The organism is Nocardioides sp. AX2bis (assembly GCF_902506435.1).
In the GTDB taxonomy this organism is placed as follows: domain Bacteria; phylum Actinomycetota; class Actinomycetes; order Propionibacteriales; family Nocardioidaceae; genus Nocardioides.
Map to the genome: position 1 here is coordinate 2,485,546 of NZ_LR733215.1, position 25,206 is coordinate 2,510,751.

General features: G+C 72.3%; 26 protein-coding genes. 11 read left to right on the plus strand and 15 right to left on the minus strand.

All coding sequences use genetic code 11. The features are described 5' to 3' along the window. Positions 1–96: 96 nt before the first annotated feature. The 3 genes from GV155_RS11865 to ctaC are packed head-to-tail and all read right to left on the minus strand — an operon-like array spanning position 97 to position 3,157. Positions 97–513, minus strand: coding sequence for a cytochrome c oxidase subunit 4 (locus GV155_RS11865; protein WP_160008175.1), 417 nt, complete (start codon positions 511–513; stop codon positions 97–99). Beyond that, positions 510–2,282 carry a cytochrome c oxidase subunit I gene (gene ctaD / locus GV155_RS11870; protein WP_442938842.1) on the minus strand — a complete coding sequence of 591 codons (1,773 nt, stop codon included), beginning with the start codon at positions 2,280–2,282 and terminating at the stop codon, positions 510–512. Before ctaD ends, GV155_RS11865 begins: the two co-directional genes overlap by 4 nt. Further along, positions 2,279–3,157: an aa3-type cytochrome oxidase subunit II gene (gene ctaC, locus GV155_RS11875; protein WP_236554283.1), complete on the minus strand. Its 879-nt coding sequence runs from the start codon at positions 3,155–3,157 to the stop codon at positions 2,279–2,281. Before ctaC ends, ctaD begins: the two co-directional genes overlap by 4 nt. Before the next feature lie 95 nt (positions 3,158–3,252). Here ctaC and GV155_RS11880 point away from each other — a divergent pair, with 95 nt between their 5' ends. After that, positions 3,253–4,365 carry a cysteine desulfurase family protein gene (locus GV155_RS11880; protein WP_160008177.1) on the plus strand — a complete coding sequence of 371 codons (1,113 nt, stop codon included), beginning with the start codon at positions 3,253–3,255 and terminating at the stop codon, positions 4,363–4,365. Then, positions 4,362–4,607: a sulfurtransferase TusA family protein gene (locus GV155_RS11885; protein WP_160008179.1), complete on the plus strand. Its 246-nt coding sequence runs from the start codon at positions 4,362–4,364 to the stop codon at positions 4,605–4,607. The genes GV155_RS11880 and GV155_RS11885 overlap by 4 nt, the downstream gene beginning before the upstream one ends. Before the next feature lie 20 nt (positions 4,608–4,627). Here GV155_RS11885 and GV155_RS11890 read toward each other — a convergent pair whose 3' ends face one another. Next, complete coding sequence (locus GV155_RS11890; protein ID WP_160011259.1) at positions 4,628–5,560, minus strand: carbohydrate kinase family protein; 933 nt, start codon at positions 5,558–5,560, stop codon at positions 4,628–4,630. Between the two features lie 147 nt (positions 5,561–5,707). Here GV155_RS11890 and GV155_RS11895 point away from each other — a divergent pair, with 147 nt between their 5' ends. After that, positions 5,708–5,887: a hypothetical protein gene (locus GV155_RS11895; protein WP_160008181.1), complete on the plus strand. Its 180-nt coding sequence runs from the start codon at positions 5,708–5,710 to the stop codon at positions 5,885–5,887. 183 nt (positions 5,888–6,070) lie between these two features. Here the strand turns inward: GV155_RS11895 and erpA are convergent, their stop codons facing one another. After that, a complete protein-coding gene (gene erpA, locus GV155_RS11900) occupies positions 6,071–6,433 on the minus strand; it encodes an iron-sulfur cluster insertion protein ErpA (protein WP_160008183.1) in 363 nt (120 codons plus the stop codon). Between the two features lie 90 nt (positions 6,434–6,523). Next, complete coding sequence (locus GV155_RS11905) at positions 6,524–7,609, minus strand: glycerate kinase family protein (protein ID WP_160008185.1); 1,086 nt, start codon at positions 7,607–7,609, stop codon at positions 6,524–6,526. A gap of 49 nt (positions 7,610–7,658) precedes the next feature. On the opposite strand from GV155_RS11905, the gene GV155_RS11910 reads away from it, so the two are divergent. Continuing rightward, complete coding sequence (locus tag GV155_RS11910; protein ID WP_236554284.1) at positions 7,659–8,558, plus strand: GNAT family N-acetyltransferase; 900 nt, start codon at positions 7,659–7,661, stop codon at positions 8,556–8,558. A 35-nt stretch (positions 8,559–8,593) separates the two neighbouring features. Then, the gene (gene nadA / locus GV155_RS11915; protein WP_160008190.1) at positions 8,594–9,790 is read left to right on the plus strand and encodes a quinolinate synthase NadA; all 1,197 of its coding nucleotides are present in this window, start codon (positions 8,594–8,596) and stop codon (positions 9,788–9,790) included. Positions 9,791–9,821: 31 nt separating this feature from the next. Here nadA and GV155_RS11920 read toward each other — a convergent pair whose 3' ends face one another. From GV155_RS11920 to GV155_RS11940, 5 genes are all read right to left on the minus strand, one after another. Continuing rightward, the gene (locus tag GV155_RS11920) at positions 9,822–11,054 is read right to left on the minus strand and encodes a sensor histidine kinase (RefSeq protein ID WP_160008192.1); all 1,233 of its coding nucleotides are present in this window, start codon (positions 11,052–11,054) and stop codon (positions 9,822–9,824) included. A 116-nt stretch (positions 11,055–11,170) separates the two neighbouring features. Beyond that, entirely contained in the window at positions 11,171–11,764 is a 594-nt protein-coding gene (gene pspAB / locus GV155_RS11925; protein ID WP_160008194.1) for a PspA-associated protein PspAB, read from the minus strand. A 10-nt stretch (positions 11,765–11,774) separates the two neighbouring features. After that, positions 11,775–12,701: a zinc metalloprotease HtpX gene (gene htpX, locus GV155_RS11930; RefSeq protein ID WP_160008196.1), complete on the minus strand. Its 927-nt coding sequence runs from the start codon at positions 12,699–12,701 to the stop codon at positions 11,775–11,777. Between the two features lie 67 nt (positions 12,702–12,768). Further along, on the minus strand, positions 12,769–13,047 hold the full coding sequence (pspAA, locus tag GV155_RS11935) for a PspA-associated protein PspAA (protein WP_160008198.1): 279 nt from the start codon (positions 13,045–13,047) through the stop codon (positions 12,769–12,771). Next, entirely contained in the window at positions 13,044–13,835 is a 792-nt protein-coding gene (locus tag GV155_RS11940; protein ID WP_201300308.1) for a PspA/IM30 family protein, read from the minus strand. Before GV155_RS11940 ends, pspAA begins: the two co-directional genes overlap by 4 nt. A gap of 194 nt (positions 13,836–14,029) precedes the next feature. On the opposite strand from GV155_RS11940, the gene GV155_RS11945 reads away from it, so the two are divergent. Further along, complete coding sequence (locus GV155_RS11945; RefSeq protein WP_201300152.1) at positions 14,030–14,638, plus strand: DUF3043 domain-containing protein; 609 nt, start codon at positions 14,030–14,032, stop codon at positions 14,636–14,638. A 168-nt stretch (positions 14,639–14,806) separates the two neighbouring features. On the opposite strand, the gene GV155_RS11950 is transcribed toward GV155_RS11945, so the two are convergent. After that, on the minus strand, positions 14,807–15,814 hold the full coding sequence (locus tag GV155_RS11950; protein ID WP_160008202.1) for an aldo/keto reductase family protein: 1,008 nt from the start codon (positions 15,812–15,814) through the stop codon (positions 14,807–14,809). A gap of 90 nt (positions 15,815–15,904) precedes the next feature. On the opposite strand from GV155_RS11950, the gene GV155_RS11955 reads away from it, so the two are divergent. The 3 genes from GV155_RS11955 to GV155_RS11965 are packed head-to-tail and all read left to right on the plus strand — an operon-like array spanning position 15,905 to position 17,473. Further along, positions 15,905–16,465: a GNAT family N-acetyltransferase gene (locus GV155_RS11955; RefSeq protein ID WP_160008204.1), complete on the plus strand. Its 561-nt coding sequence runs from the start codon at positions 15,905–15,907 to the stop codon at positions 16,463–16,465. 4 nt (positions 16,466–16,469) lie between these two features. After that, entirely contained in the window at positions 16,470–17,159 is a 690-nt protein-coding gene (locus GV155_RS11960) for an AzlC family ABC transporter permease (protein ID WP_160008206.1), read from the plus strand. Continuing rightward, positions 17,156–17,473 (plus strand): AzlD domain-containing protein, encoded by a 318-nt coding sequence (locus GV155_RS11965; protein ID WP_236554285.1) that lies wholly within the window; start codon positions 17,156–17,158, stop codon positions 17,471–17,473. The genes GV155_RS11960 and GV155_RS11965 overlap by 4 nt, the downstream gene beginning before the upstream one ends. Before the next feature lie 455 nt (positions 17,474–17,928). Here GV155_RS11965 and GV155_RS11970 read toward each other — a convergent pair whose 3' ends face one another. After that, positions 17,929–20,001: a PTS mannitol transporter subunit IICBA gene (locus GV155_RS11970; RefSeq protein ID WP_160008208.1), complete on the minus strand. Its 2,073-nt coding sequence runs from the start codon at positions 19,999–20,001 to the stop codon at positions 17,929–17,931. Between the two features lie 226 nt (positions 20,002–20,227). Here GV155_RS11970 and GV155_RS11975 point away from each other — a divergent pair, with 226 nt between their 5' ends. Then, entirely contained in the window at positions 20,228–21,286 is a 1,059-nt protein-coding gene (locus GV155_RS11975; RefSeq protein WP_160008210.1) for a zinc-dependent dehydrogenase, read from the plus strand. Positions 21,287–21,382: 96 nt separating this feature from the next. Here the strand turns inward: GV155_RS11975 and GV155_RS11980 are convergent, their stop codons facing one another. Continuing rightward, positions 21,383–23,053, minus strand: a complete 1,671-nt coding sequence (locus GV155_RS11980; RefSeq protein ID WP_160008212.1) for a M4 family metallopeptidase — start codon at positions 23,051–23,053, stop codon at positions 21,383–21,385. A gap of 744 nt (positions 23,054–23,797) precedes the next feature. Then, positions 23,798–24,553, minus strand: coding sequence for a 4-hydroxy-tetrahydrodipicolinate reductase (gene dapB, locus GV155_RS11985; protein ID WP_160011265.1), 756 nt, complete (start codon positions 24,551–24,553; stop codon positions 23,798–23,800). Positions 24,554–24,667: 114 nt separating this feature from the next. On the opposite strand from dapB, the gene GV155_RS11990 reads away from it, so the two are divergent. Beyond that, a complete protein-coding gene (locus tag GV155_RS11990) occupies positions 24,668–25,189 on the plus strand; it encodes a class I SAM-dependent methyltransferase (RefSeq protein WP_160008214.1) in 522 nt (173 codons plus the stop codon). The last annotated feature ends 17 nt before the right edge of the window (positions 25,190–25,206 follow it).

Sequence of the window (25,206 nt, forward strand, 5' to 3'; positions counted from 1 at the left end):
AGCGGGGTCGGAGAGATCCTCCGACCCCGCTCAGCGTAACAAGCAGGTGCACACGCCCCCGGCTCCCGCACCAGCGCGCGGGAGCCCGTACCAGGCTCAGTGGGCGTGCAGGCCCCGGTAGTACTCGAAGACTAGACCCATCAGGGCGATCGCGCCGAGCACGGCACCGATGATCAGCAGCCACCAGGCAGCCATCGCGGTGGCGAACACGATCGCGCCGATCGCGGAGGCACACCACAGCGGCCACCAGGAGTACGGCGGGAAGAACCCGAGCTCGCCGGCGCCGTCGGCGATCTCGCCGTCCTGACGGTCCTCGGGACGCGGGTCCATCCGCTTGGCGTGGAAGCCGAGGTAGAAGGTCACCATCGCCGCGAGCAACGTCGTCATGACCAGCGCCGAGGTGCCGGTCCAGTCGCCGCCGGTGTCACCGGCCGCGGTGATCAGCCAGTAGGCGGGCGTCACCAGCACCAGGAAGATGCTGGTGACCCCGAAGATCCAGGCCTCGGACTTCATCGGTCACCGTCCTTGCGCTCGTTGCGGCGACGACCCGTGCGGTCGTTGATGACCTCTTCACGGCCGGCCATGTCGGGGGCGTCGGCCGCGCCACCGTCGCGGGCGGCCGGGTTGTCGTCCAGCTCCACGGCCACGACCTCGGGGTGGTGCAGGTCGAAGGCCGGGGACTCCGAGCGGATCCGCGGCAGGGTGACGAAGTTGTGGCGCGGCGGCGGGCAGGACGTCGCCCACTCCAGCGAGCGGCCCCAGCCCCAGGGGTCGTCGACCTCGACGAGCGGGGCGTTGCGGGAGATGTAGACGTTGTAGAGGAACGGCAACGTCGAGGCGGCCAGCACGAAGGCACCGATCGTCGAGACCTGGTTGAGCCCGGTGAACCCGTCGATCGACAGGTAGTCGGCGTACCGGCGCGGCATGCCCTCGACGCCGAGCCAGTGCTGGACCAGGAACGTGGTGTGGAAGCCGACGAACAGCAGCCAGAAGTGCAGCTTGCCCAGGCGCTCGTTGAGCATCCGGCCGGTCATCTTGGGCCACCAGAAGTAGAAGCCCGCGAACATCGCGAACACCACGGTGCCGAAGACGACGTAGTGGAAGTGCGCGACCACGAAGTAGGAGTCGGACACGTGGAAGTCCAGCGGCGGGCTGGCCAGGATGATGCCGGTCAGGCCACCGAACAGGAACGTGGTCAGGAACCCGACCGACCAGAGCATCGGGTTGTCGAAGGACAACGACCCGCCCCACATCGTGCCGATCCAGTTGAAGAACTTCACTCCTGTCGGCACCGCGATCAGGAACGTCATCCCCGAGAAGAAGGGCAGGTTCACCGAACCGGTCACGAACATGTGGTGCGCCCACACCGCGACCGAGAGGATCGCGATGCCCATCGTGGCGCCGACCAGGCCGACGTAGCCGAAGATCGGCTTGCGGCTGAAGACCGGGAGGATCTCGGTCACGATGCCGAAGAACGGCAGCGCGATGATGTAGACCTCCGGGTGGCCGAAGAACCAGAACAGGTGCTGCCACAGGATCGCGCCGCCGTGCGAGGTGGCGAAGATCTGGGCGCCGAACTGGCGGTCCGCCTCGAGCATGAGCAGGGCGCCGGCGAGCACCGGGAAGGCGATGAGCACCAGCAGGCTGGTGACCAGGGTGTTCCAGACGAACATCGGCATCCGGAACATCGTCATGCCGGGAGCGCGCATGCAGATGATCGTGGTGATGAAGTTGACCGCACCGAGGATCGTGCCGAGGCCGGCCATCCACAGGCCCATGATCCACAGGTCACCACCGACGCCCGGGGACCGTACGGCGTCCGAGAGCGGCGTGTAGGCGAACCAGCCGAAGTCGGCGGCACCGGTGGGGGTCAGGAACCCGGAGGCGGCGATCAGCCCGCCGTAGAGGAACAGCCAGTAGCTGAACATGTTCAGGCGCGGAAACGCGACGTCCGGCGCGCCGATCTGCAGCGGCATGATCACGTTGGCGAAGCCGAAGAACAGCGGTGTCGCGAACAGCAGCAGCATGATCGTGCCGTGCATCGTGAACAGCTGGTTGTAGAGCTCGTCGTTGACCACCTGCGAGCCCGGGAAGGCCAGCTCGGAGCGGATCAGCAGCGCCATGACGCCACCGACGAGGAACCAGACGAACGAGGTGACGAGGTAGAGCTTGCCGATCAGCTTGTGGTCGGTGGTGGTCATCAGCGTGACGAGCTGACGACCCAGCGTCTTGCGCGGCAGCGTCGCGTTGGTGGCGGTGGGCCTCTCGGCGGTGGCGGTCACTCGGATCCCTCCTCGGAAGCCTCGTCCTCGAGGCCGACCTGGGTGTTGGCGTACGCACCACCGAGAACGGGCTCGTCGGAGACGTTGCCCGCGGCGGCCTGCTGCTCGAGGTAGTCGTCGTACTCCGCACGGGAGACGACCTTGACGTTGAAGAGCATCCGGGAGTGCGAGACCCCGCAGAGCTCGTAGCACTTGCCGAGGTAGTCGCCCTCGGTCTGCGGCGTGACCTGGAAAGAGTTCACCTGGCCCGGGATGACGTCCATCTTCATCAGGAAGCCGGGGACGCCGAAGTCGTGGATCACGTCGGGCGAGTAGAGGTTGAACCGCGTGGTCTCGTCGACCGGCAGGTAGAGCGTCGGGATGTAGTTACCGGCGCCGACCTCGTAGACGTTCTCCTCCTGGCCGCCCTCCTCGAGGGGGTGGTTGAAGGTCCACTGCCACTGCTGACCGACGATGGTCAGCTCGTTGTCCGGCGGGGAGTCGTCCAGCAGGACGTTCTGCACGCGCACGGTGTGGGAGAAGAAGACGATCACCATGATCACCGGGAAGATCGTGTAGAAGATCTCCAGCGGCAGGTTGTAGCGCGTCTGCACCGGGATCTCGTCGTCGGAGCGACGACGGAACCGGACCACGGCGTAGAAGATCAGGCCCCACACCACGACGCCGGTGGCCAGCGCGGCGATCCAGGCGCCCTGCCACAGCTCGAGGTTGGACTCACCCTCGACCGTGACCGGCGCGGGCATGCCGAGCCGTCCGGCCTCGGTGTCGGAGGAGCAGCCGGCGAGCATCAGGGCGCCGATGACGAGCATCAACGAGGCCGTCACGCGCTGACGGCGCGACGCCGCGTTCCGGCGCCCGGGGAGTTGCAGACCCACGGACAGGCCTTCCTCTCGAAGGGAGAATCTCTCTTGCAGAGGGTACTTCACCCGTGGTCCCCCGACCCCTCGCCCCCACCGGCTAGGTTGCCGCCGTGAGCGGCTACCTGGACGCGGCCTCCTCCGAGCCGCTGCACCCGGTCGCACGCGAGACCCTGCGGTCCGCGATCGAGGCCGGGTACGCCGATCCGCGCCGCCTCCACCGCGCTGCCCGCCAGGCCCGGATGCAGCTCGACCGCGCCCGCGAGACGACCGCGGAGGCCCTGGGGGTACGGCCCGACGAGGTCTCCTTCACCGGCTCCGGCACCGAGGCCGTGCACCGGGGCCTGCTCGGGCTCCGGACGGCCCGGCGGCGCGCCGGGGACCGTGTCGTCCACGCCGCCGTCGAGCACTCGGGGGTGCTCCACGCGGCGCGGTGGGCCGGCCCGGTCGAGGACGTCGGCGGCGACGGCTCCGGCCGCGTCGACGTGGAGGGGCTGCTGCACGCCGCCGGCCGGCCCGGGGTCGCGGTGGTCGCGCTGCAGAGCGCCAACCACGAGGTCGGCACCCGGCAGCCCGTGGCCGAGGTCGCCGCCCGGCTGACAGGGGTGCCGCTCTTCACCGACGCCCGGGCCTCGATGGGGCGCGAGCCGCTGCCCGACGGGTGGTCGGCCGCGGCGGGGTCCTCCCACCACTGGGGAGGCCCGGCCGGCGTCGGGGTCCTGCTCGTGCGCAAGGGCGTCCGGTGGACCTCGCCGTTCCCGCCGGACGACCGGGTCGACGAGCGCACGACCGGCCACGAGGACGTCCCTGCCGTGCTCGCGGCGGCCGCGGCGCTGCAGGCCGTCGTGGCCGAGCGGGACGAGGTGGCCGCCCGGCAACGACGGCTGGTCGACCGGGTCCGCGCCGCGGCGGCGGCCCTTCCCGACACCGAGGTCGTCGGTGATCCCGTCGACCGCCTGCCCCACCTGGTGACCTTCTCGTGCCTCTACGTCGACGGCGAGGCCCTGGTCCACGCCCTCGACGCCCGCGGCTTCGCGGTGGCCAGCGGGTCCGCGTGCACCAGCTCCACCCTCGAACCGAGCCACGTGCTGGCCGCGATGGGCGCGCTGACCCACGGCAACGTGCGCGTGGGTGTCGCCCGCGACACCACCGCCGACGAGGTCGAGCGCTTCGTCGCGGTCCTGCCGGAGGTCGTCGCCGGGCTGCGCGCCGAGGTCGGGCTGTGAGCGCGGGCGGGGCACCGGACCTGGAGCTGGACTGCCGGGGCCTGCGCTGCCCGCTGCCGGTGGTCGAGCTGGCCCGTGCCCTGCCCCGGGTGGCCGTCGGCGAGGTCCTCGCCGTGGTCGCCACCGACCCCGCGGCCCGTCACGACGTGCCGGCGTGGTGCCGGATGCGGGGCCAGGAGTACGTCGGCGAGGACGTCGCCGCTGACGGCTGCCCCCGCTTCGCGGTGCGGCGTACGACCTAGGTGCCCCGGGGCGGCGCGGCTCAGGTCAGGTGCGGCGCGACCTCGGCGGCCACGTCGGCGCCGTAGGAGGCCTCGAGGCGGCCGGCGAAGTCGGCGGCGGTGAAGGAGTACTCCTGGGTGCCGACCGTCTCCACGACGTAGGCCGCGAGCACGCAGCCGACCTGGGCGGCGCGCTCGAGGCCGAGACCCCAGCTCAGCGCGGCCAGGAACCCGGCCCGGAAGGCGTCGCCCACCCCGGTGGGCTCGACCGCGGTGACGTCGGCTGCGGCGGGGACGACCACGTCCTGCTCGCCGCGGCGGCTGATCCGTACGCCCTCCGCGCCGAGGGTCGTGACGAGCATGCCGACCCGGTCCAGGATCTCCGCGGCCGACCAGCCGGTCTTCTGCTCGATCATGTGCGACTCGTACTCGTTGGAGAACGAGATCGTCGCGCCGTCGACGAGGTCGCGGATCAGGTCGCCGTCACCGAAGGCCAGCTGCTGGGAGCAGTCGGCGATGAAGGCGTAGCCGCGGGTGCGGCACTCGTGGGTGTGGCGGCGCATCGCCTCGGGGTCGTCGGCGCCGATCAGGACGTAGGCCGGCGCGCCCACCCGGGCGACGATCGGCGCCAGCTCGATCAGGCGCGCCTCGGCCATCGCACCGGGGTAGAACGAGGCGAACTGCGCCATCGAGGAGTCGGTGGTGCACACGAACCGCGCGGTGTGGGCGGAGGTGGAGATGTGCACCGAGTCGCAGTCGACGCCGTGCCGCTCGAGCCACGACCGATAGTCGGTGAAGTCCTCGCCGGCCGCGCCGACCAGCACCGGGCGTACGCCGAGGCGCCCCAGCCCGAAGCACATGTTCGGGGCGACTCCCCCGCGACGGATCTCCAGGTCCTCCACCAGGAAGGACAGCGAGATCTTGTCCAGCTGCTCGACCACGAGCGAGTCGGCGAACCGGCCACCGAAGGTCATGAGGTGGTCGGTGGCGATCGAGCCCGCGATCAGCAGCGGTCCGTTCGGCGCGGAGGACAGGGGGGCGGCGGTGTCGGCTGGCACGTCGCGTGACACTACCGCCGCGTAGGCCTGGGTCTACTTCTCGGTAGCCCCTAGCGTCGCGGTGTGAGAACCACCACGCCCCGCCTGGCCTACGAGGACGCCGACGCCACCGAGGCGATGCGGCGCGACGCGCAGGCGGTGGGTGCCCGGCTCGGGGTCGGTCGCGAGGCGTGGCTCGACCGCGGCGCGGCGTCGTACGACAGACGGGTGCCCGCTCCGCCGACCTCGATGCCGCACGGCTGAGGTCGGGGCGCCGGAAACGTCACCTCGGCGCGCCGCAAGCGTCATCTCGGGGCGCCGCAAGCGTCATCTCGGGGCGCCGCAAGCGTCATCTCGGCGCACAGGACCCCCGCCGGCCAGGGGCCGACGGGGGTCCGGGTGCTGCTGGGTGCTGCGGTGTCTCAGGTCGCGCGGTGCGTCAGTGGCTCAGTGGAACGAGTCGCCGCAGGCGCAGGAGCCGGTCGCGTTCGGGTTGTCGATCGTGAAGCCCTGCTTCTCGATCGAGTCGACGAAGTCGATCATCGCGCCGTTGAGGTAGGGCACGCTCATCCGGTCGACCACGACGGACACGCCGTCGAAGTCGGTGACGACGTCGCCGTCGAGGGTGCGCTCGTCGAAGAACAGCTGGTAGCGCAGCCCGCTGCAGCCGCCGGGCTGCACGGAGATGCGCAGCTGGAGGTCGTCGCGGCCTTCCTGCTCGAGGAGGCTCGTCACCTTGCCCGCGGCGACCGGGCTGAGGTTGATCTGGTCGGTACGACGATCGGTGGTGGTCTCGACCTGCTCGGTCATGTGCGTTCTCCCAGGGGTGCGGGGATCAATCATGGTCTGTGCAGCTCAATCCTCGCACAGGCCGGGTTATTCCTCGCCGGCTCGCGGTCCTCAGCGCGACCAGGTGCGCGCGACCCGCTCGGCGAGGTCGGCCAGGGAGCCGGCGGGGTCGGCGAAGGCGCGCTCCTCCCCCACCAGGTCGACCAGGGAGTAGGCCGACTCCATCCCGAGCGCCCGCATCTCCCGCGCACCGACCAGCACCGCGCCGGCCAGCGCCACGCACGGGCGTACGGCCTGCTCGGCCACGGCCGCGACACCGGCCGGGACCTTGCCGGCCCGGCTGGAGAAGTCGAAGGCGCCCTCGCCGGTGACGACGAGGTCGGCGGCCCGGGCCCGGGCGGGCAGGCCGACGGCATCGGTGACCAGACCGATCCCGGGCGTCCGCGTACCGCCGAGGAGGAGCAGCGCGAACCCCAGGCCGCCGGCCGCGCCGGCGCCGGGCTCGAGGGCGGTACGCCTCCCGGCGACCTCGGCGAACCGCTCCAACCAGGCGTCCACGACGACCAGGCGCTCCTCGGTCAGCCCCTTCTGGGGCCCGAAGACCTTGGCCGCGCCGAAGAGACCGCTCAGCGGGTTGTCCACGTCGCTGGCGACCACGACCTCCACCCCGGCGACGCGCTCCCGCGCCGCCGCGAGGTCGATCGTGCCGATGCCGTCCAGGCCGGCCGGACCCTCGTCGAGCGGGACGTCGGCGGTGGCGCCCAGGCCGGCGAGCAGGCCCGCCCCGCCGTCGCTGGTGCCGCTGCCGCCCAGCCCGACGACCACGCGTCGTACGCCGGTGCCGATCGCCGCGGCGAGGAGCTCACCCACGCCGCGCGTGGTGGCCTGCTCGCCGCCCTGCGCCCCGGTGAGGTGCAGCCCGCAGGCCTGGGCGCTCTCGACGTAGGCGGTGTCGTCGACCACCAGCAGCGTCGCCGGGGTGGGTGCCCCCGTCGGGCCGGTCACGGTGACCGCGAGGAGCTCACCACCGAGGGTGGCATGCAGGACGTCGACGAAACCGGGCCCACCGTCGGACATCGGCGCCAGGTCGATCTCGTCGTCGGGCGCGTGCCGGTGCCACCCGGCGGCGACGGCCTCGGCGGCCTCCACCGCGGTCAGGGTGCCGGCGAACTTGTCGGGGGCCACGAGAACTCGCATGTGCCCATCATCACGCACCCGGCGCTCGCGCCCTCCTAGGCTCGGGCCGGTGAGCGCACCCGACCAGCCCGTCGTCCGCCCGATGCGGCCCGAGGACGTCCTCGCCGCGGAGCGCCTCAAGGCCGAGACCTTCCACCAGGTCGACGCCCGGATGCTGCCGCGCTCGGTGCCGCTGCCCGAGCGGCGCAGCCCCGAGCGCGGCCGGGCCTGGGTCGAGCGCACCCACCACCTGCTGCGCACGGACCCCGGCGGCTGCTGGGTGGCCGAGGACGAGGACGGGCTCGCCGGGTTCGCCACCTCGCTGACGCGTGAGCTGATGTGGATCCTCGCGACGTACGCCGTGCGCCCCGACCTCCAGGGCCGTGGGACAGGCCGGGTGCTGCTCGAGGCCGCGCTGCACCACGGCCGCGGGTGCCTGCGCGGCATGCTGTGCTCCTCGGACGACCCTCGCGCGTTCCGCCGCTACCGCCTCGCGGGCTTCACGATGCACCCGTTCCTCTCCCTGCGGGGCACGGTGGACCGCTCCGCGATCCCGGTCCTGCGCCGGGTCCGCGAGGCCACGGCCGCCGACACCGACCTGATGGACTCGGTCGACCGTCGCACCCGCGGCGCCGCGCACGGCCCGGACCACGCGCTGATGCAGCGCACCTGGCGCCCGGTGGTCTGCGACTCGGGCACCGGGTCGGGCTATGCCTACCTCGGGCCGGACGGGAGCGTGGCCCTGCTCGCGGCGACCGACCGTCGTACGGCCACCGAGCTGCTCTGGACCGCCCTGGCCGACGCCTCCGCCGACGGCTCGGTCCAGCAGGTGCACCACGTGACCGCGGCCAACGAGTGGGCCGTCGACGTCGCCATGGCGGCCCGGATGGAGGCGACCACCTCGGGGTACCTCGCGGTGCGCGGGATGCGGCCGCCGGCGCCGTACCTGCCCAACGGCGCGCTGCTGTGAGCCGGGGCCGCCCTCGCCCGGCCTAGGATGGCGCTATGACGACCGTCGACCTCCCGCTGCTGCCGCTGGGGCGCGGCGTCGACCTCTCCGCCGAGCGTGGCGTCGAGTGCCCCGGCGACCTCCCGCCGGCCTCGGACCCCGACCTGGTCGAGCGCGCCCGCGCCGCCAAGGCCACGCTGGGCGACCGGGTCTTCGTGCTCGGCCACCACTACCAGCGCGACGAGGTCATCGAGTTCGCCGACGTCACCGGCGACTCCTTCAAGCTGGCCAAGGACGCAGCGGCCCGCCCGGAGGCCGAGTTCATCGTCTTCTGCGGCGTGCACTTCATGGCCGAGTCCGCCGACATCCTCACCGGGCCCGAGCAGCAGGTGGTCCTGCCCGACCTGGCCGCCGGCTGCTCGATGGCCGACATGGCGCGGCTGACCCAGGTCGAGGACGCCTGGGACGCGCTGGCCGACGCCGGCGTCGGCGACCAGGTCGTCCCGGTGACCTACATGAACTCCTCGGCCGACATCAAGGCCTTCTGCGGGCGCCACGGCGGGGTCGTCTGCACCTCCTCCAACGCCGAGACCGCCCTGGAGTGGGCGTTCGCCCAGAAGCCTCCTGCCGGCCCCGACGGCACGGGCGGCGGCAAGGTGCTGTTCTTCCCCGACCAGCACCTCGGCCGCAACACCGCGGTGCTGAAGCTGGGGATGTCGCTGGACGACTGCGTGGTCTGGGACCCCCGGCTGCCCCAGGGCGGGCTGAGCACCGAGCAGCTGCGCGACGCCCGGATGATCCTGTGGAAGGGCCACTGCTCGGTCCACGGCCGCTTCAGCGCCGAGGTGGTCGACAGCCTGCGCGCGACCGTGCCGGACGTGAAGATCCTGGTGCACCCCGAGTGCACGCACGATGTCGTGCTGAAGGCCGACCTGGTCGGCTCGACGGAGTTCATCATCGACACCGTCCGGGCGGCCCCGCCCGGGTCGAGCTGGGCCATCGGCACCGAGCTGAACCTGGTCAAGCGGCTCGCGCGGGAGCACCCCGAGCAGAAGATCGCCTTCCTCGACAAGACCGTCTGCTACTGCTCGACGATGAACCGGATCGACCTGCCCCACCTCGTGTGGGCGCTCGAGTCGCTGGTGGCCGGGACGGTCGTCAACCGGATCGACGTCGACGACGCCACCGAGCGCGACGCCCTGGTCGCGCTCCGCCGGATGCTCGACCTGCCGGGGCGCACCGCCAAGGACTGACGCCCGAGGACCGGCCTCGTCCCGGTCCGGTTCAGGCCGGGCGGTCGGCGGCGCTGCGGCCGGTCGGCAGCTCCACCCGCGCCACGGCGCCGTTCCCGGCGCGCGGGTGCAGCGCGATCCGGCCGCCGTGGGCCTCGACGATCCGCCGGCACGTCGCGAGCCCGATGCCGCTGCCCGGGACGTCGTGGGCGCCGCGCTGCAGCGGCACGAAGACGCGCTCGACGTCCTCGAGGGCGATGCCGCGTCCGTTGTCCCGCACCTCCAGCAGCCACCGGTGGTCGACCAGGCCCCCGTCGATCTCGACATGCAGGGGCCGGTCCGGGGACCGGTAGGCCAGCGAGTTCGTGAGGAGGTTCTGCAGCAGGGACCGCAGCTGGGTGCGGTCGCCGCACACGACCGGCAGGGGCCCGACGACGACCTCGGCACCGTCGAGGCGGACGCGGACGTCCTCGAGGACCTCGTCGAGGACCTCCGCCAGGTCGACGTCCTGGTGCAGCTCGGACCCGCCGACCTGCGCGAAGGCCAGGACGTCGTCGACGAGGGCGCTCATCCGTCCCGCGGCGTCGCCGGCCTTGCCGGCCAGCCACTCCAGCTCTTCCTTGCTCCCCGCTCCCCCGGCCAGCTGCTCCCGGATCAGCTCGAGGGAGAGCGACACGCTGGACAGGGGCGTCTTGAGGTCGTGGCTGACCTGGCCCGCGAACGCGGCAAGCCGGTCGTGCGAGGTGAGCAGCTCGGCGCGCATCGCCTCGCCGTGCTCGAGGGCGTGGACCAGCTCGCGGTTGCGCAGCGCGAGCTCCAGCACGTCCATCACCCGGTCGGCGACGACGCCGAGCGAACCCACCTCGGAACCCTCGATCTCCTCGAGGGTGCGGGGTCGCTGGTCGAACACGCACAGCCGTCCGACCACCAGGCCGGACGCGGTCGTCAGCGGGTGGGAGGCGTAGAAGCGGATGAGACCGAGCCGCCCGGTGACGAAGGGGTTGTCGGCGAAGCGCGGGTCGAGCCGGGCGTCCGGGACCACGACCGTCTCCTGCTGGTGGCGCACCACGTGGCACATGGAGTCTTCCAGCGCGCAGGCGGCGGGGTCCATGCCGTGCGCGGCGACCTGACGCTGCTCGGTGCGGGTGAAGAAGTTGATCTGCGCGAGCGGGACCTGGCAGATCCGCGCGGTGAGGTCGACGACCGCCTGCAGCTGCTGGGTCGGGGGCGCGGCGAGGTCCCCGAGGTCGGTCACCATGTCGACCCACACCTGTTCTGCGGTCATCGGCACAGCTCCGTCCCAGGTGGGCCTGACGTGGCCCGTCCTACCGGCGAGATCCTAGTGGCCGCCGGTGCGCTGCCGGGTGAGAAGCCGGGTGGGCTGCCGAGCACGGTCGCGTCTCACAGGCCCGGGGCGCCCCAGACGGCCAACCAGCGCGAGCGCTCCTCCTCGAGCGGCAGGTCGTTCTCCACGGCGTCGCGGACCTGGATCTCCATCAGCGTGTCGCGCACCTGCGCGCCGCGCGCCGAGCCCGTCGTGGGCTGGGGCGCGAACGGGTAGAAGGTGCCCTGCTTGTAGAGGTAGACCAGGCCGACCCGGCGTCCGGTGACGTCGGCGAAGACCACCAGCGAGCACAGCAGCCCGGGGCCGAACCCGGCGTCGCCCAGCGTGCTGTTGACCGCGTGCAGGTCGGTGCAGAGACCGCTGGTGTCGCTCGGGTCGTGGGTGACGGTGAGCCAGGTGAAGCCGAAGTCGTCGACGGTGACCTCGACGTCGGGCGCCTCCGGCGCGGAGCCGAGGAGCGCCACGGCCTCCTGCTGGGTCTGCGCGAACCCGGCGCCCGAGGCGGCGCGGTAGCAGACCGAGCCGATGCCGGTCGGGACCAGGCCGAGCCCGGCCTCCAGGGTCAGCGCGGCGCTCGGCACCGCGAACAGCGAGTCCAGGCGCGGGGCCGCCGGCTGCGACCGCCCCATGATCGAGCTCCAGAACCCCATCAGGCGGCGCTCACAGAGTGGTCCGGCCGAGCTCGGTCTGGATGCGCGCGAGCTGCTCGAGGCGCTGCTCGAGGCTGGGGTGGGTCGAGGTCAGCGTCGACAGCGAGACGCCCTTGACGGCCGGGGCGATGAAGAACGCGTTCATGGCCTGGCTGGCACGCAGGTCCTTCTGGGGCACCGAGTCCATCCCGCTGCTGATCTTCTGCAGCGCCGAGGCCAGCGCCTGGGGCTTCATCGTGAGGTACGCCCCGGCGCGGTCGGCGGACAGCTCGCGGTAGCGGGAGAGGATCTTGAGCAGCAGGAAGCTGACCGCGTAGGTCACCAGGCTGACCACCAGCACGACCAGCCAGATCGGCAGCCCCGAGTTGTTGTCGCGGCTGCGCCCGCCGAACAGGGCGCCGTACTGCGCCCCCTGGGTCAGCATGCCGGCGACGATGCCGGCCGAGGACGCCACCGTCATCACCAGGACGTCGCGGTGCGCGACGTGGGCCAGCTCGTGGGCCAGCACGCCCTCGAGCTCCTCGGCCGTGAGCCGTCCCATGATGCCGGTCGTCACGACCACCACGGACCGCTCCGGCGAGCGCCCGGTCGCGAAGGCGTTCGGCAGCGGGGTGTCGGCGATGCCGACCCGGGGCTTGGGCATGTCGGCCAGGGCGCAGAGCCGGTCGATCATGCCGTGCAGCTCGGGTGCCTGCTCGGGGGTGACCTCGCGGGCCCGCATCGCCTTCATGGCGACCTTGTCGGAGGAGTACCACTGGTACCAGGCGACGCCGATGCCGGCCAGGCCGATCAGGATCGCGATGCCCGGGCCGCCGGACCGGCCGAAGATCACCATCAGGATCGCGATCAGGCCCACAAACAGGGCGCCGAGGAGGAACAGGACCAGCGTCATCCGGGCCGTGAGGCCCGAGTCGCCGACGAACCGGGTGCGTGCCATGGACCCAGTCTCCCCTGTCTTCCCAAGAGAGAGGTGAGAACCCCGGCCGGACGTACGGCCGGGGTCGTCAGCCGGGGATGAGCCCCTCGTCGCCGAGCAGGTCGCGGACCTGGGCGATGTCGGCGTCGGCCGGCGGCAGGATCAGGTCGGACTCGTCGAGCGAGTCCAGCTCGTGCGGCACCCCGACGGTCCGCACGCCGTCGAGCAGCGCCGCCAGGGCGGCCTCGAAGGCGGTCTCGTCGCCGACCTCGACGGCCCGCTCGACCGCGCCGTCGAGGTCGTTGAGCCGGTCGAGGGCGGCGTCGGCGACGTCGTACTGGCCCTCGCCCAGGATCCGGACGATCACGACCGACCCTCCTGGCCCGGCTCGGTCGACCGCTCGGCCTCGGGGGCGAGGGCGTCGTCGGTGCCGCCACCCTGGTTCAGGGCGTCGGGCTGCTGGGGTGCGGACACGCCCTTGAGGCGGGCCAGCTCCAGCTCCACGTCGGACTGCGAGCTCATCTGCTCGAGCTCGCGGGCGATGTCGTCACCGCGGTTGGTCGACGAGGCGTCGTCGAGGGCGCCCGAGGCGATCAGCTCGTCGATCGCACCGGCGCGGGCCTGCATCGTCGCCGTCTTGTCCTCGGCGCGCTGGATGGCCATGCCCACGTCGCCCATCTCCTCGCCGATGCCCGACATGGCCTCGCCGATCCGGGTCTGCGCCTCGGCGGCGGTGTAGTTGGCCTTGATCGTCTCCTTGCGGGTGCGGAAGGACTCGACCTTGGCCTGCAGCCGCTGCTGGGCCAGGACGAGCTTCTCCTCCTCGCCCTGCAGGTTGGCGTGCTGCACGCGGAGGTCCTCGACCTGCCCGACGACGGCGGACTTGCGGGTCAGCGCCTCGCGGGCGAGGTCCTCGCGGCCCATCCCGATCGCCTTCTCGGCCTGCGCCTGGAGCTTGTCGACCTGCTGCTGGAGCTGGTTCATCTGCAGCTCGACGCGCTTGCGGCTGGTGGCGACGTCGGCCACCCCGCGGCGTACCTTGGTCAGCAGCTCGGTCTGGCGCTGGTAGCTGTAGTCCAGCGTCTCGCGGGGGTCCTCGGCCCGGTCCATGGCCGAGTTGGCCTTCGAGCGGAAGATCAGGCTCATGCGCTTCATCAGGCTCACGACGTCGGGCTCTCTCTCAGTGCGGCGACTTGCGGGGTCGGCTTGCGTGTCGGCGAGGGGTGCCCGACGCCCTCACCCTACGGCGCAGCGGCAACCGGTGCGAGAGGACCGCGCGGCCCGACCGGTAGGCTGACAGTCCGGACGAGACGTCCGCCGACCACCCCTGACACCTGCTGAGGCCCCTGTTGTTCCGACGTCGCAACGACACCGACACCGCCGTCGCGGGCAGCCCCGCGGCGCCCGCCGACGGCAGCACCGTCATCACCACGGGCAAGGGGCGTCCCACGCCGACCCGTCGTGAGGCCGAGGCCGCCGCGAAGGCGCGCGCCAAGGCACCCCGCACCCGCAAGGAGCAGGCCGCCGCCAAGCGCCGCGTGCGCGCCGACGAGGCGCAGAAGGTGCGCACGGCGATGAAGACCGGCGACGAGCGGCACCTGCTGCCCCGCGACAAGGGCCCGGTGCGCCGGTTCGTGCGGGACTACGTCGACCACCGGTTCTCGTTCCTGGAGATCGTGCTGCCGCTGGTCCTGGTGACCACCGTGCTCACCTACTCCGGCAGCCCCGCCCTGGTCCGGATCGGCAGCACGGTGATGGTGGCCGTGCTCGCGCTGATCGTGATGGACGTGCTGACCCTGCGCTTCCGCCTGCGCCGCGAGCTGGCGAAGCGGTTCGAGGGCGAGTCGGTCAAGGGCACCACCTGGTACGCCGTGAGCCGCTCGATGCAGATGCGCTTCATGCGGCTGCCGAAGAGCCAGGTCAAGATCGGCGAGAAGCTCCCCGAGCGCTACCGCTGACCCGCTGGCCCGTCGTCGGGCCGCGCAACCGGGCGATCGACGCCACGACCGACCGGACTAGGTGGGCATTTCCCGGGGTTCGCGCGCCTTGCAAGGCACGCGAACCCCGGGAATCCCCGCCCGAGCGGGGACTCCCGGGGCCGCTGGTGCTGCTGGGGCCCGGTCGGCTCAGCCGAAGTCGCGGGTGGCCGGCGACGTGGTCTTCGCCGGGTCCTTCTCCGGCACGTCGCCCAGCGCCTCGTCGATCGCCGCCAGCGCGTCGGCGTCGAGGGTGACCCCGGCGGCCTTGACGTTCTCGGTCACCTGCTCGGGACGGCTGGCGCCGATGATGGCCGAGGAGACGTTCGGGTTCTGCAGCACCCACGCCACCGCGAGCTGAGCCAGGCTGAGGCCGGCCTCGTCGGCGACCGGCTGCAGCGCCTGGACCCGGGTGAGCACGTCGTCGTCGAGGAAGCGCTTGATCATGTCGGCGCCGCCCTTCTCGTCGGTGGCCCGCGACCCGGCCGGCAGCTCCGCGCCCGGCTTGTACTTGCCGGTCAGCACGCCCTGCGCGATCGGCGACCAGACGATCTGGCCGATGCCGAGCTCCTCGCAGGTCGGGACGACCTCGGACTCGATGACGCGCCACAGCATGTTGTACTGCGGCTGGTTCGAGACCAGCGGGATCCGCAGCTCGCGGGCCAGGGCGTGCGCCTCGCGAATCTCCTCCGCGCGCCACTCCGAGACGCCGATGTAGAGCGCCTTGCCGCTGTGGACGACGTCGGCGAAGGCCTCCATCGTCTCCTCGAGCGGGGTCTCGTGGTCGTAGCGGTGGGCCTGGTAGAGGTCGACGTGGTCGGTGCCGAGGCGTCGCAGCGAGCCCTCGATGGACTCGGTGATGTGCTTGCGGGACAGGCCGTGGTCGTTGTGGGCGCCCGGGCCGGTCGGGAAGTAGACCTTCGTGAAAATCTCCAGGCCCTCCCGACGCTGGTCCTTGAGCGCCTTGCCCAGCACGGTCTCCGCCGCGGTGTTGGCGTAGACGTCGGCGGTGTCGAAGGTCGTGATGCCCTCCTCCAGCGCCTGGCGCACGCAGGCCAGTGCGGCGTCCTCCTCGACCTGCGAGCCGTGCGTCAGCCAGTTCCCGTACGAGACGGCCGAGACCTTCAGGCCGCTCCTGCCCAGATTACGAATCTCCATGGGCCCGAACCTACGCACGTCGCGCCCACCCTTGTGTCCCCCCACGACCCGACCGAGGCGTGTCCGGCGCCGGGCTGCGACGATGCCCGCATGGCTGCCCAGGGTTCCGGTCCGACCGCCGACGTCTCCGTACGCGTGGCCTGGGCCGACGACGCCGCGGCCGTGGCCCGCGTCCAGGTGGCCTCGTGGCCCGAGCAGTACGCCGGTCTCGTCGACCCCGCCGACGTCCCGTCCGGCCCCGAGGTGGAGGAGCGCGCCGCCGAGGTGTGGCGCACCTCGATGGTGAAGCCGGGCGACGCCCGCAACCGCGTGCTGGTCGCGCTGGAGCGCAACCGCGTCGTCGGGTTCGCGGTGACCGCCCCCGGCGCCGACCCCGACTGCGACCCGGTCGCGGACGGCGAGCTGCTCGAGATCTGCGTGGCACCCGCCGACCGCCGTCTCGGACACGGCTCCCGGCTCCTCCAGGCCGCGGCCGACACCCTCGTCGCCGATCGCTTCACCCGCGCCGTGACCTGGCTGCGTGCCGAGGACGACGTCCGCCGCCGCTTCCTCACCGAGGCCGGATGGGCGCCGGACCAGGCCCACCGCGAGCTCGAGGGCCCCGGCGGCGTGCGCGCCAAGCAGGTACGCCTGCACACCGCCCTGGCCTGACCAGGTGTCCGCGCTCGCCCCCGACCAGCGTCGAGCGGTGCTGCGCCAGGCGCTCGGCGTCGGGGTCGCCACCGGGGCGTACGGCGTCTCGTTCGGCGCGGTCAGCGTGGCGGCCGGGCTGACGGTCGCGCAGACCTGCGCCCTGTCCCTGCTGATGTTCACCGGCGCCTCCCAGTTCGCGCTGGTGGGCGTCCTCGCCGCGGGCGGCTCCCCGCTCGCGGGCGCGGCGACCGCGGTGCTGATCGGCTCCCGCAACACGTTCTACGGCGTCCGGATGGGCGCGCTGCTCGGGTGGCGCGGGGCCCGGAGGGCGGCCGCTGCCCACGTGCTGATCGACGAGTCCACGGCGGTCGGCCTGGCGCACGCGTCGCCGCAGGCCGCGGCCCGGCTCGGGTTCGCCGCCACCGGCCTGTCGGTGCTGGTGCTCTGGAACGCAGCGACGCTGGCCGGGGCGCTGGCGGGCTCGGCGCTCGGCGACCCGCGGCGCCTCGGTCTCGACGCCGCCGTCGGCGCCGCCTTCCTGGCCCTGGTCTGGCCCCAGGTGCGCGGGCGGCGGGCACTCGGGGTCGCGGTCGGTGCTGCGGCGCTGGCTCTCGTGCTCGTCCCGGCCACCCCGGCCGGGGTGCCGGTGCTCGCAGCCGTCGGCGTCGCTGTCCTGGCCGGACTGCTGCGGGCGCGTGGAGGGGCGACGTGAGCGCGGCGGTGGCGACGTGGCTGGCGGTCCTCGGCGCCTCCCTCGGCTGCTACCTGCTGAAGCTGCTCGGGCTGTCCGTGCCGGCGTCACTGCTGGCGCACCCGGTGGTGGCGCGGACCGCCCTGCTGCTCCCGGTCGCGCTGCTCTCGGCCCTGGTGGCCGTCCAGGTGCTGGGCGGCACCGGCACGCTCGTCGTGGACGCCCGGCTCCCGGCGCTCGCCCTGGCGGCGCTGCTGCTGTGGCGCGGGGCGCCGTTCCTCGTCGTCGTGGTCTCGGCGGCCGCCCTGGCCGCCGTGCTGCGGCTGCTGGGCTGACCCCCGCCGCGCGGGCCCGGCGTCCGAGCGGCCCGACCCGGGACCTGTAACGCTGCGTTACTTCATCTCGTGCAGCACCACGACGCCGCGGATTCAGATGGTCGTAGCAACACCTGAGCAGAGGTGTTGTAGATGGCGAAGCGTTACGTCTCCTACGAAGAGCGCGATGAGTTCTTCGAGTTGTTGTGTTCGGGCCTGTCATTAGACGCGGCTCCCTCAACATGCGCACACCAGCCCAAGAGCTGGACCAGCTCCTGACAACCCCGTCAGCAGCCTGACCCCGTTGCTACGACCGATGGACCCCGCCCGCCGCACCAGATGAAGTAACAGAGCGTTACAGGTGCCCGCCGCCTGCCGTCTGTCGCCCGCCGCCCGACAGCCACCCCGGATCGGACGCGGACGAGGCCCGCCCCCCGGTTCGGGGTGCGGGCCTCGTACGGCTGGTGGTGCGTGGTTCAGACGCTGACCGAGCCCAGGATCTGCTGGACCTCCTGGGGCGTCCGGGCGGCCTCGAGCCGGGCCACCTGGGCCTCGTCGAGGAACACCTCGGCGATCTTGCCCAGGAGCTTCAGGTGGTCGTCCCCGGCGCCGGCCACGCCGATGACGAAGGTGACGTCCTTGCCCTTCCACTGGATCCCCTGCGGGTAGCGGACGAACGACAGCGCCGTGCGGTGGATGGCCGACTTGGCCTCGTTGGTGCCGTGCGGCAGCGCGAGCCGGTTGCCCATGTAGGTCGACACCGACGTCTCCCGCTCGTGCATCGCGTCGGCGTAGGCCTGGTCGACCGCACCGGTGGACACCAGGAGCTCACCGGCCTGCGTGATGGCCTCGTCGCGGGTCGAGCCGCGGCCGTCGAGCACGATCGCCTCGGTGGCGAGCAGCCCGTCGCCGGCACCGCCCGCGGCGGCCTCCGGCGTACCGCTGCCCGCGGTCGGCCCGGCACCGGCCATGGCCGGCTCCCGGTCCGGGGCGTTGGTCTGCTGCAGCAGCTCGACGATCTCGTCGTAGCGCGGGCTGGCCATGAAGTTGTCGACCGAGACGTGCGTGGCCGACGGGGTGCGCTGCCGGGCCCGGGCCGTGAGGTCCTGGTGGGTGACCACCAGGTCGGCGTCGTCCTTCAGGTTCGAGATGGCCTTGTTCACGACGGTGACGTCGGTGAACCCGGCGCCCTGCACCTTCTTGCGGAGCACCGAGGCACCCATCGCCGACGAGCCCATCCCGGCGTCGCAGGCGAAGACGATCGAGCGGATCGCGCCGGTGCGCTCCGCGGCGGCCCCCGTCAGGTTGCCCGCGATCGACGACTTCTTGCCCTTGCGGGCCTCCATCGCGGCGGTGGCGGCGCTCAGGTCGCCGTCGTCCCCGGAGCGGTCCAGCTTCAGCAGGAACGCCGCGACCAGGAAGGAGACGCCCGCGGCAGCCACGACGGACGCGGTGACCCCGAGCAGGCTGCTCGGGGGGGCGGCCGCCCACACCGCGATGATCGAGCCGGGCGAGGCCGGCGAGCGGAGGCCCGAGCCAAAGACCAGGTTGGTGGCGATACCGGCCATGCCGCCGGCGATGACGGCCAGGATCAGCTTCGGCTTGGCCAGGACGTAGGGGAAGTAGATCTCGTGGATGCCGCCGACGAACTGGATCACGATCGCGCCCGGGGCGGAGGCCTTGGCCGCGCCCTTGCCGAAGAAGGTGAAGGCCAGCAGGAGGCCGAGGCCCGGACCCGGGTTCGCCTCGAGCAGGAAGAGGATGGACTGGCCGGCGTCCTGCGCCTCGGTCGTGCCGAGCGGCGTGAGGATGCCCTGGTTGACGGCGTTGTTGAGGAAGAGGACCTTGGCCGGCTCGATGAAGATCGAGGTCAGCGGGAGCAGGTTGTTGCTGACCAGCAGGTCGATGACCTTCGACGCGCCGGTGCTGAAGGCCTCGACCGCGGGGCCGGCCACGACGAAGCCGACGATGGCCAGGATGCCGCCCCAGATGCCGGCGGAGAAGTTGTTGACCAGCATCTCGAAGCCGGGCCGGATCTTGTGCGACCACAGCGCGTCCAGCTTCTTCATCGACCAGCCACCGAGGGGGCCCATGATCATGGCGCCGAGGAACATCGGCACGCCGGCGCCGGCGATCGCACCCATCGTCGCGATGGCGCCGACCACGCCGCCACGCAGGTTGTCGTCGTACATCATCCGGCCGCCGGTGTAGCCGATCAGCAGCGGCAGCAGGTAGGTGATCATCACGCCGACGATCCCGGTGCTCTCGAGCCCCTCGGGAGCGTAGGCGCCCCAGCCGCCGATCTTCTCGACGAGCCCGTAGCTGCCGGAGTACCCGAGGGCGTCGCCGATCAGGGTGATCCACCCGGTCTCGATGAACAGGGCCGTGATCAGGCCCCACGCGATGAAGGCCCCGATGTTCGGCAGGACCATGTTGGACAGGAACGTGCCGAAGCGCTGGACGCGCAGCCGCACGCCGCCGCCGCCCCCGCCGTTCTCCGATGGTGACTCAGCCGCGTGGTACGGGCTCGCGCTCGTGGTGGTGGCCATCCCAGACCCCTCCTGCTAGGGCCGGCCGAGGCCGGCATCGACCGATCCGGGACGCGCTGTGACTACGGTCACGGATGTGTGAATGCCTTTGTAATACACGTCACGACCGCGGTCAAGGGTTCCAATGCCACACGAACGGGAATCACAACAACGCAACCGGGTATCGGAATCCGGCGACCACGCCGATACAGTGACTGGCGACACACCCACTGCACCAGGAGGACAGATGAAGGCCCTGCGTTTCTACGCCCCCGAGGACATCCGGCTCGAGGACGTGCCGGAGCCCGAGTGCGGCCCGGACGAGGTCAAGCTGCGCGTGCGCAACTGCTCGACCTGCGGGACCGACGTCAAGATCCTGCACAACGGCCACCAGAACCTCACTCCCCCGCGCACGATCGGCCACGAGATCGCCGGCGAGGTCGTCGAGGTCGGCGCCGACGTCAACGCGACCTACGGCTCGTCCTGGGAGGTCGGCGACCGGGCCCAGGTGATCGCAGCCGTCCCCTGCGGCGACTGCCACGAGTGCCGCAAGGGCTGGATGGCGGTCTGCCAGAACCAGACCTCGGTCGGCTACCAGTACGACGGCGGCTTCGCCGAGTTCATGATCGTGCCGAAGCAGGTGCTCAAGGTCGACGGCCTGAACCGGATCCCCGACAACGTCGGCTTCGACGAGGCCTCCGCGGCCGAGCCCTTCGCCTGCGCGATCAACGCCCAGGAGCTGCTCGGCATCGAGGAGGGCGACACGGTCGTCGTCTTCGGCGCCGGTCCGATCGGCTGCATGCACATCCGCATCGCCCGCGGCGTCCACAAGGCCGGCCCGGTCTACCTCGTCGACGTCAACGCCGAGCGGCTGAAGATGTCGGCCGACGCGGTCTCGCCCGAGGAGACCATCAACGGGGCCGAGGTCGACGTGGTCGAGCGCGTCATGGAGCTGACCGGCGGCCGCGGCGCGGACGTCGTGATCACCGCGACCGCTGCCAACGTCACCCAGGAGCAGGCCATCGCGATGGCGGCCCGCAACGGTCGGATCTCGTTCTTCGGCGGGCTGCCGAAGACCGACCCGACGATCACCTGCGACTCCAACGTCGTGCACTACCGCCAGCTCCACATCCACGGCGCCAACGGCTCCGCGCCCGAGCACAACAAGCGGGCGCTGGAGTACATCTCGACCGGCCAGGTCCCGGTCAAGGACCTGATCACCGAGCACATCCCGCTCGAGCGGGCGCTGGACGCGTTCGGCATCGTCCAGCGGGGCGAGGCCATCAAGGTGACCATCGAGCCCTGAGCGACACCAGCACCACCACGCACGAGACGGACGCCGGCACTCCCCCGAGTGCCGGCATCCGTCGTTCTGTGAGGGCCTCGTCGGCCCGGTCCGGGCTCAGCCCACGCCCACCGCGCTCCACGCGGCACCGACGGCGGCCCGCTCGGCGCTGCCGGCGCCGTACAGGTCGGAGGCGGCCTGGAGGGTGGTCGTCCGCGCCCCGGCGTAGTCCGTGCCCGAGGTCATGTAGACCGACAGCGCCCGGAACCAGATCCGCTGCGCGGCGTCCCGACCGATGCCGGCCGGCGTGGAGCCGTCGCAGGTCGTCGAGGAGTGCGCGACGCCGTTGATCTGCTTGGCCCCGGAGCCCTCGGCCAGCAGGTAGAAGAAGTGGTTGCCCACGCCCGAGGAGTAGTGCACGTCGAGGTTCTTGGTGTTCGCCGAGTAGCAGTTCGGCGAGCTGCCGTCGGAGATCGGGTCGTCCATCCGGCGCAGGCCCTCGCCGCGGGCCAGGTCGAACTCCTCGCCGATCAGGTAGTCGCCCGGGTCCTCGGCGTTGGCGGCGTAGAACTCGACCATCGTGCCGAAGATGTCCGAGGTGGACTCGTTGAGGCCGCCGGACTCCCCGGAGTAGGTGAGGTTCGCGGTGTTCTCGGTGACGCCGTGCGTCATCTCGTGCCCGGCGACGTCGAGCGAGACCAGCGGTCCGTAGCTCTGGCCGTCGCCGTCGCCGTAGGTCATCTTCTCGCCGTCCCAGAAGGCGTTGACGTAGTTCTTGCCGTAGTGCACCCGGTTGAACGAGCCCGTGCCGTCCCCGAAGATGCCCTCGCGGTCGTGGACGTCGAGGAAGTAGTCCCAGGTGGTGTCGGTGCCGTGCTGGGCGTCGACCGCGGCGGACTGGCGGTCGGCCGTGGTCCCGTCACCGAAGACGGTGTCGGGGCTCGTCACGACGGGCCCGGTCGCGCACCTGCGACCCAAGAGCGAGCACACCGAGGAGTCGGTCGCGTTGCCCACGTCGATCGTGTAGGTGCCGCCGCGGCTCTGGTCGCGCAGCTCGAAGCCCCCGCCGGTCGCGGTCACGTCGAGCGGGACGGAGCCGGAGTACAGCGAGCGGCCGTCGCCGTCGACGGTCTGCACGTGGTCCTCGCTGCGCAGCACCGCGCCGGTGACGGCGTCGACCGACGTCGTGGTCCGGCTCGGGGTGCCGTCGGCGTGCCGTCCGGTGGCGGTGACCTCCCAGGCCAGGCGCGGGGACGGGCCGTACGCCTCGACGACCAGCTCGGGGCTGCCCTGGGTGGCGAACCCGCTGACGCCCTTGCTCAGGGCCGCGGCGCCCAGCACCCGCCGAGCGGCTGTCGCGGCCGCCACCTGCGGGTCGGTGTCCAGCGCGAGGTCGTCCTCGAGGGTCTGGCTCACGCCGTCCCAGGCCGCCCCCGGGCCCTGGTGCACCACGACGTCCCCGCCGCGCACCGGCAGCCCGGCGTAGGTGCGCTCCAGGCGCACGTGGCTGGTGCCGTCCTCGTCGACCACGGTGTCGGTGGCCCGCAGCTCCTGCGCACCCGCTGCCCGCGCCGCGTCGCCCGGCACCCGCGCGGCGCCGGGGTGGGCGGCCAGCGCGGCGACGGCGGAGCGTACGAGCGCCTCGTCGGTGGGTGCAGCCGCGGCGGCCGCGGCGGCGGACGGGGCCGCGGGTGCCGCGGAGGCGGGGAGCACGGACAGGCCCAGGGCACTGGTCGCGGCGACGGCGGCAGCGGCGAGACCGAGCGAGCGGGAGGTGGTGGTGCGCATGGCAGACCCTTCGGCAGACGGCGACGCCCGGACGGACGACGCCTTGACCTCGACCATGTCAAGATCCGCCGCTCCACCCCAGGGTTGCGGCGGCCCACAGTTGTGCACTGCAACGACCTGCAGAGTTCTGCAGCAAGCGGCGAGCGCCGGCCCCCGGTGGTCGAGGAGGCAGCGCCAGCCCCCGGTGGTCGAGGAGCGAGCGCCAGCGAGCGTCACGAGACCAGGCAAGCCGTGGTCGAGGAGCGGGGCCAGCCCCGGTGGTCGAGGAGCGAGCGCCAGCGAGCGTCACGAGACCGCTCGCGACGGGTCGATGTTTGATCTGCACGCACCAGGTGGAGGCAGATCACCCATCGACCGCGGCAGCCGTGATCGGGCGTGCCGGTGCCCCCGGTGGGCGTGCACGGTCCGGCGGTACCGGGGTGCTGCTGCGGGTGGTTGGTCAGCCGGGCGGGCCTGTGTCGGGAAGGGGTCTCGTGACGCTCGCTTCGCTCGCTCCTCGACCACCGGGGCTAGCGCTCGCTCCTCGACCACCGGCGTCGTGAGGTCTCGTGACGCTCGCTTCGCTCGCTCCTCGACCACCGGTGCTGACGCTCGCTCTCCGACCACCGGCGTGGTGCGGGTCTCGTGACGCTCGCTGCGCTCGCTCCTCGACCACCGGGGCTGACGCTCGCTCCTCGACCACCGGGGCTGACGCTGGCTCCTCGACCACCGGGGCTGACGTTCGCTCCCTGACCACCGGGCCCGTCAGGGGAGGTCGAGCACGTGCTCCAGGCCGATGGTCAGGCCCGGGCGGTCCACGACCGCACGCACGGCCGCCACCGCACCCGGGCCGAAGGAGGCGCGGTCGTAGGAGTCGTGGCGGACCTGGAGGGTCTCCCCCAGCCCGCCGAGCAGCACCTCCTGGTGGGCGACGAGGCCGCGGAGGCGTACGGAGTGGACCGGGACGCCGGAGACGTCCGCACCGCGGGCGCCGCGTAGCGCGGAGGTGGTGGCGTCGGGAGCGGGGCCGCACCCGGCCCGTTCCCGGGCCTGCGCCACGAGCTCGGCGGTGCGCCGGGCGGTGCCGGACGGGGCGTCTGCCTTGTCGGGGTGGTGGAGCTCGACGATCTCGACCGACTCGAAGTACGGCGCGGCCAACGTCGACAGCCGCATCATCAGGACGGCGCCGATCGAGAAGTTCGGGGCCAGCACCACGCCGAGGTCGGGCCGCTCCCCCAACCATCCGCGCAGGATCGCGACCCGGTCGTCGTCGAAACCGGTGGTGCCGACGACGGCGTGCAGCCCGTGGTCGAGGCAGAAGCGGAGGTGGTCCATCACGACGTCGGGATGGGTGACGTCGACGACGACCTGGGCACCGGTGCCGGGGCCGTCGCCCAGCAGCGTCTCCAGCGCGTCGCCACGCCCGACACGCGCCACGAGCTCCAGGCCGTCCGCACCCGCCACGGCGTCGACGATCGCCGTCCCGAGACGCCCGTGGGCCCCCAGCACACCCACGCGCAGGGGGGCCGCGGACCGGCCGGGCACCGGGTCGTGCGGGAGGTTCTCCGAGGTCACGGGGGTCGTTGCTGCCACGCCCGTCAACCTAGCGCCCGGCGTTCTGGCAGGCTGTGGCCCATGGTGGTGGACCAGATCCCGGCGCGCATCCGGTGGGCGGTGGACCTCGTCGACATCAAGCCCGACGACAAGGTCCTCGAGATCGGTTGCGGTCCGGGCGCGGCGGCGGAGCTGATCTGCAGCCGGCTCGAGCCCGGCCAGGGCCGGCTCTTCGCGATCGACCGCTCGGAGTCCGGCGTCGACCGCACCAAGCGCCGCAACGCCGCCGCCATCGAGGACAAGCGGCTCACCGTCCGCCAGATCGACCTCGCGACCCTGCGGGTGCCGGTCAAGCGGCTCAGCAAGGTCTTCGCCTTCAACGTCAACCTGTTCTGGGTGCGCGAGTGCGTCGACGAGGTCGCGCTGCTGCACGACCGGCTCCGCCCCGGCGGCGTCGTCGGGCTGTTCTACGACGCCGCCCGGGACGACCAGGTGCCCGAGATGATCGCGCGGGCCGGCGCCTCCCTGGAGAAGGGCGGCTTCCGCGTCTCCGCGCTGAAGAGCCAGCAGCTCCCCGTGGTCGGGATCATCGGCCGGCGCTGAGCCCGCCGACGACCCCG

Coding starts and splice junctions, on each gene's coding strand:
- GV155_RS11955 (WP_160008204.1), top strand. CDS start 15,905: ATGGCTGCCCAGGGTTCCGGTCCGACCGCCGACGTCTCCGTACGCGTG.
- GV155_RS11950 (WP_160008202.1), bottom strand. CDS start 15,814: ATGGAGATTCGTAATCTGGGCAGGAGCGGCCTGAAGGTCTCGGCCGTC.
- pspAB (WP_160008194.1), bottom strand. CDS start 11,764: ATGGGGTTCTGGAGCTCGATCATGGGGCGGTCGCAGCCGGCGGCCCCG.
- GV155_RS11920 (WP_160008192.1), bottom strand. CDS start 11,054: ATGACCGCAGAACAGGTGTGGGTCGACATGGTGACCGACCTCGGGGAC.
- erpA (WP_160008183.1), bottom strand. CDS start 6,433: ATGACCGAGCAGGTCGAGACCACCACCGATCGTCGTACCGACCAGATC.
- GV155_RS11940 (WP_201300308.1), bottom strand. CDS start 13,835: ATGAAGCGCATGAGCCTGATCTTCCGCTCGAAGGCCAACTCGGCCATG.
- GV155_RS11970 (WP_160008208.1), bottom strand. CDS start 20,001: ATGGCCACCACCACGAGCGCGAGCCCGTACCACGCGGCTGAGTCACCA.
- GV155_RS11990 (WP_160008214.1), top strand. CDS start 24,668: ATGGTGGTGGACCAGATCCCGGCGCGCATCCGGTGGGCGGTGGACCTC.
- GV155_RS11905 (WP_160008185.1), bottom strand. CDS start 7,609: ATGCGAGTTCTCGTGGCCCCCGACAAGTTCGCCGGCACCCTGACCGCG.
- GV155_RS11975 (WP_160008210.1), top strand. CDS start 20,228: ATGAAGGCCCTGCGTTTCTACGCCCCCGAGGACATCCGGCTCGAGGAC.
- nadA (WP_160008190.1), top strand. CDS start 8,594: ATGACGACCGTCGACCTCCCGCTGCTGCCGCTGGGGCGCGGCGTCGAC.
- htpX (WP_160008196.1), bottom strand. CDS start 12,701: ATGGCACGCACCCGGTTCGTCGGCGACTCGGGCCTCACGGCCCGGATG.
- GV155_RS11980 (WP_160008212.1), bottom strand. CDS start 23,053: ATGCGCACCACCACCTCCCGCTCGCTCGGTCTCGCCGCTGCCGCCGTC.
- GV155_RS11890 (WP_160011259.1), bottom strand. CDS start 5,560: ATGACCTTCGGTGGCCGGTTCGCCGACTCGCTCGTGGTCGAGCAGCTG.
- GV155_RS11865 (WP_160008175.1), bottom strand. CDS start 513: ATGAAGTCCGAGGCCTGGATCTTCGGGGTCACCAGCATCTTCCTGGTG.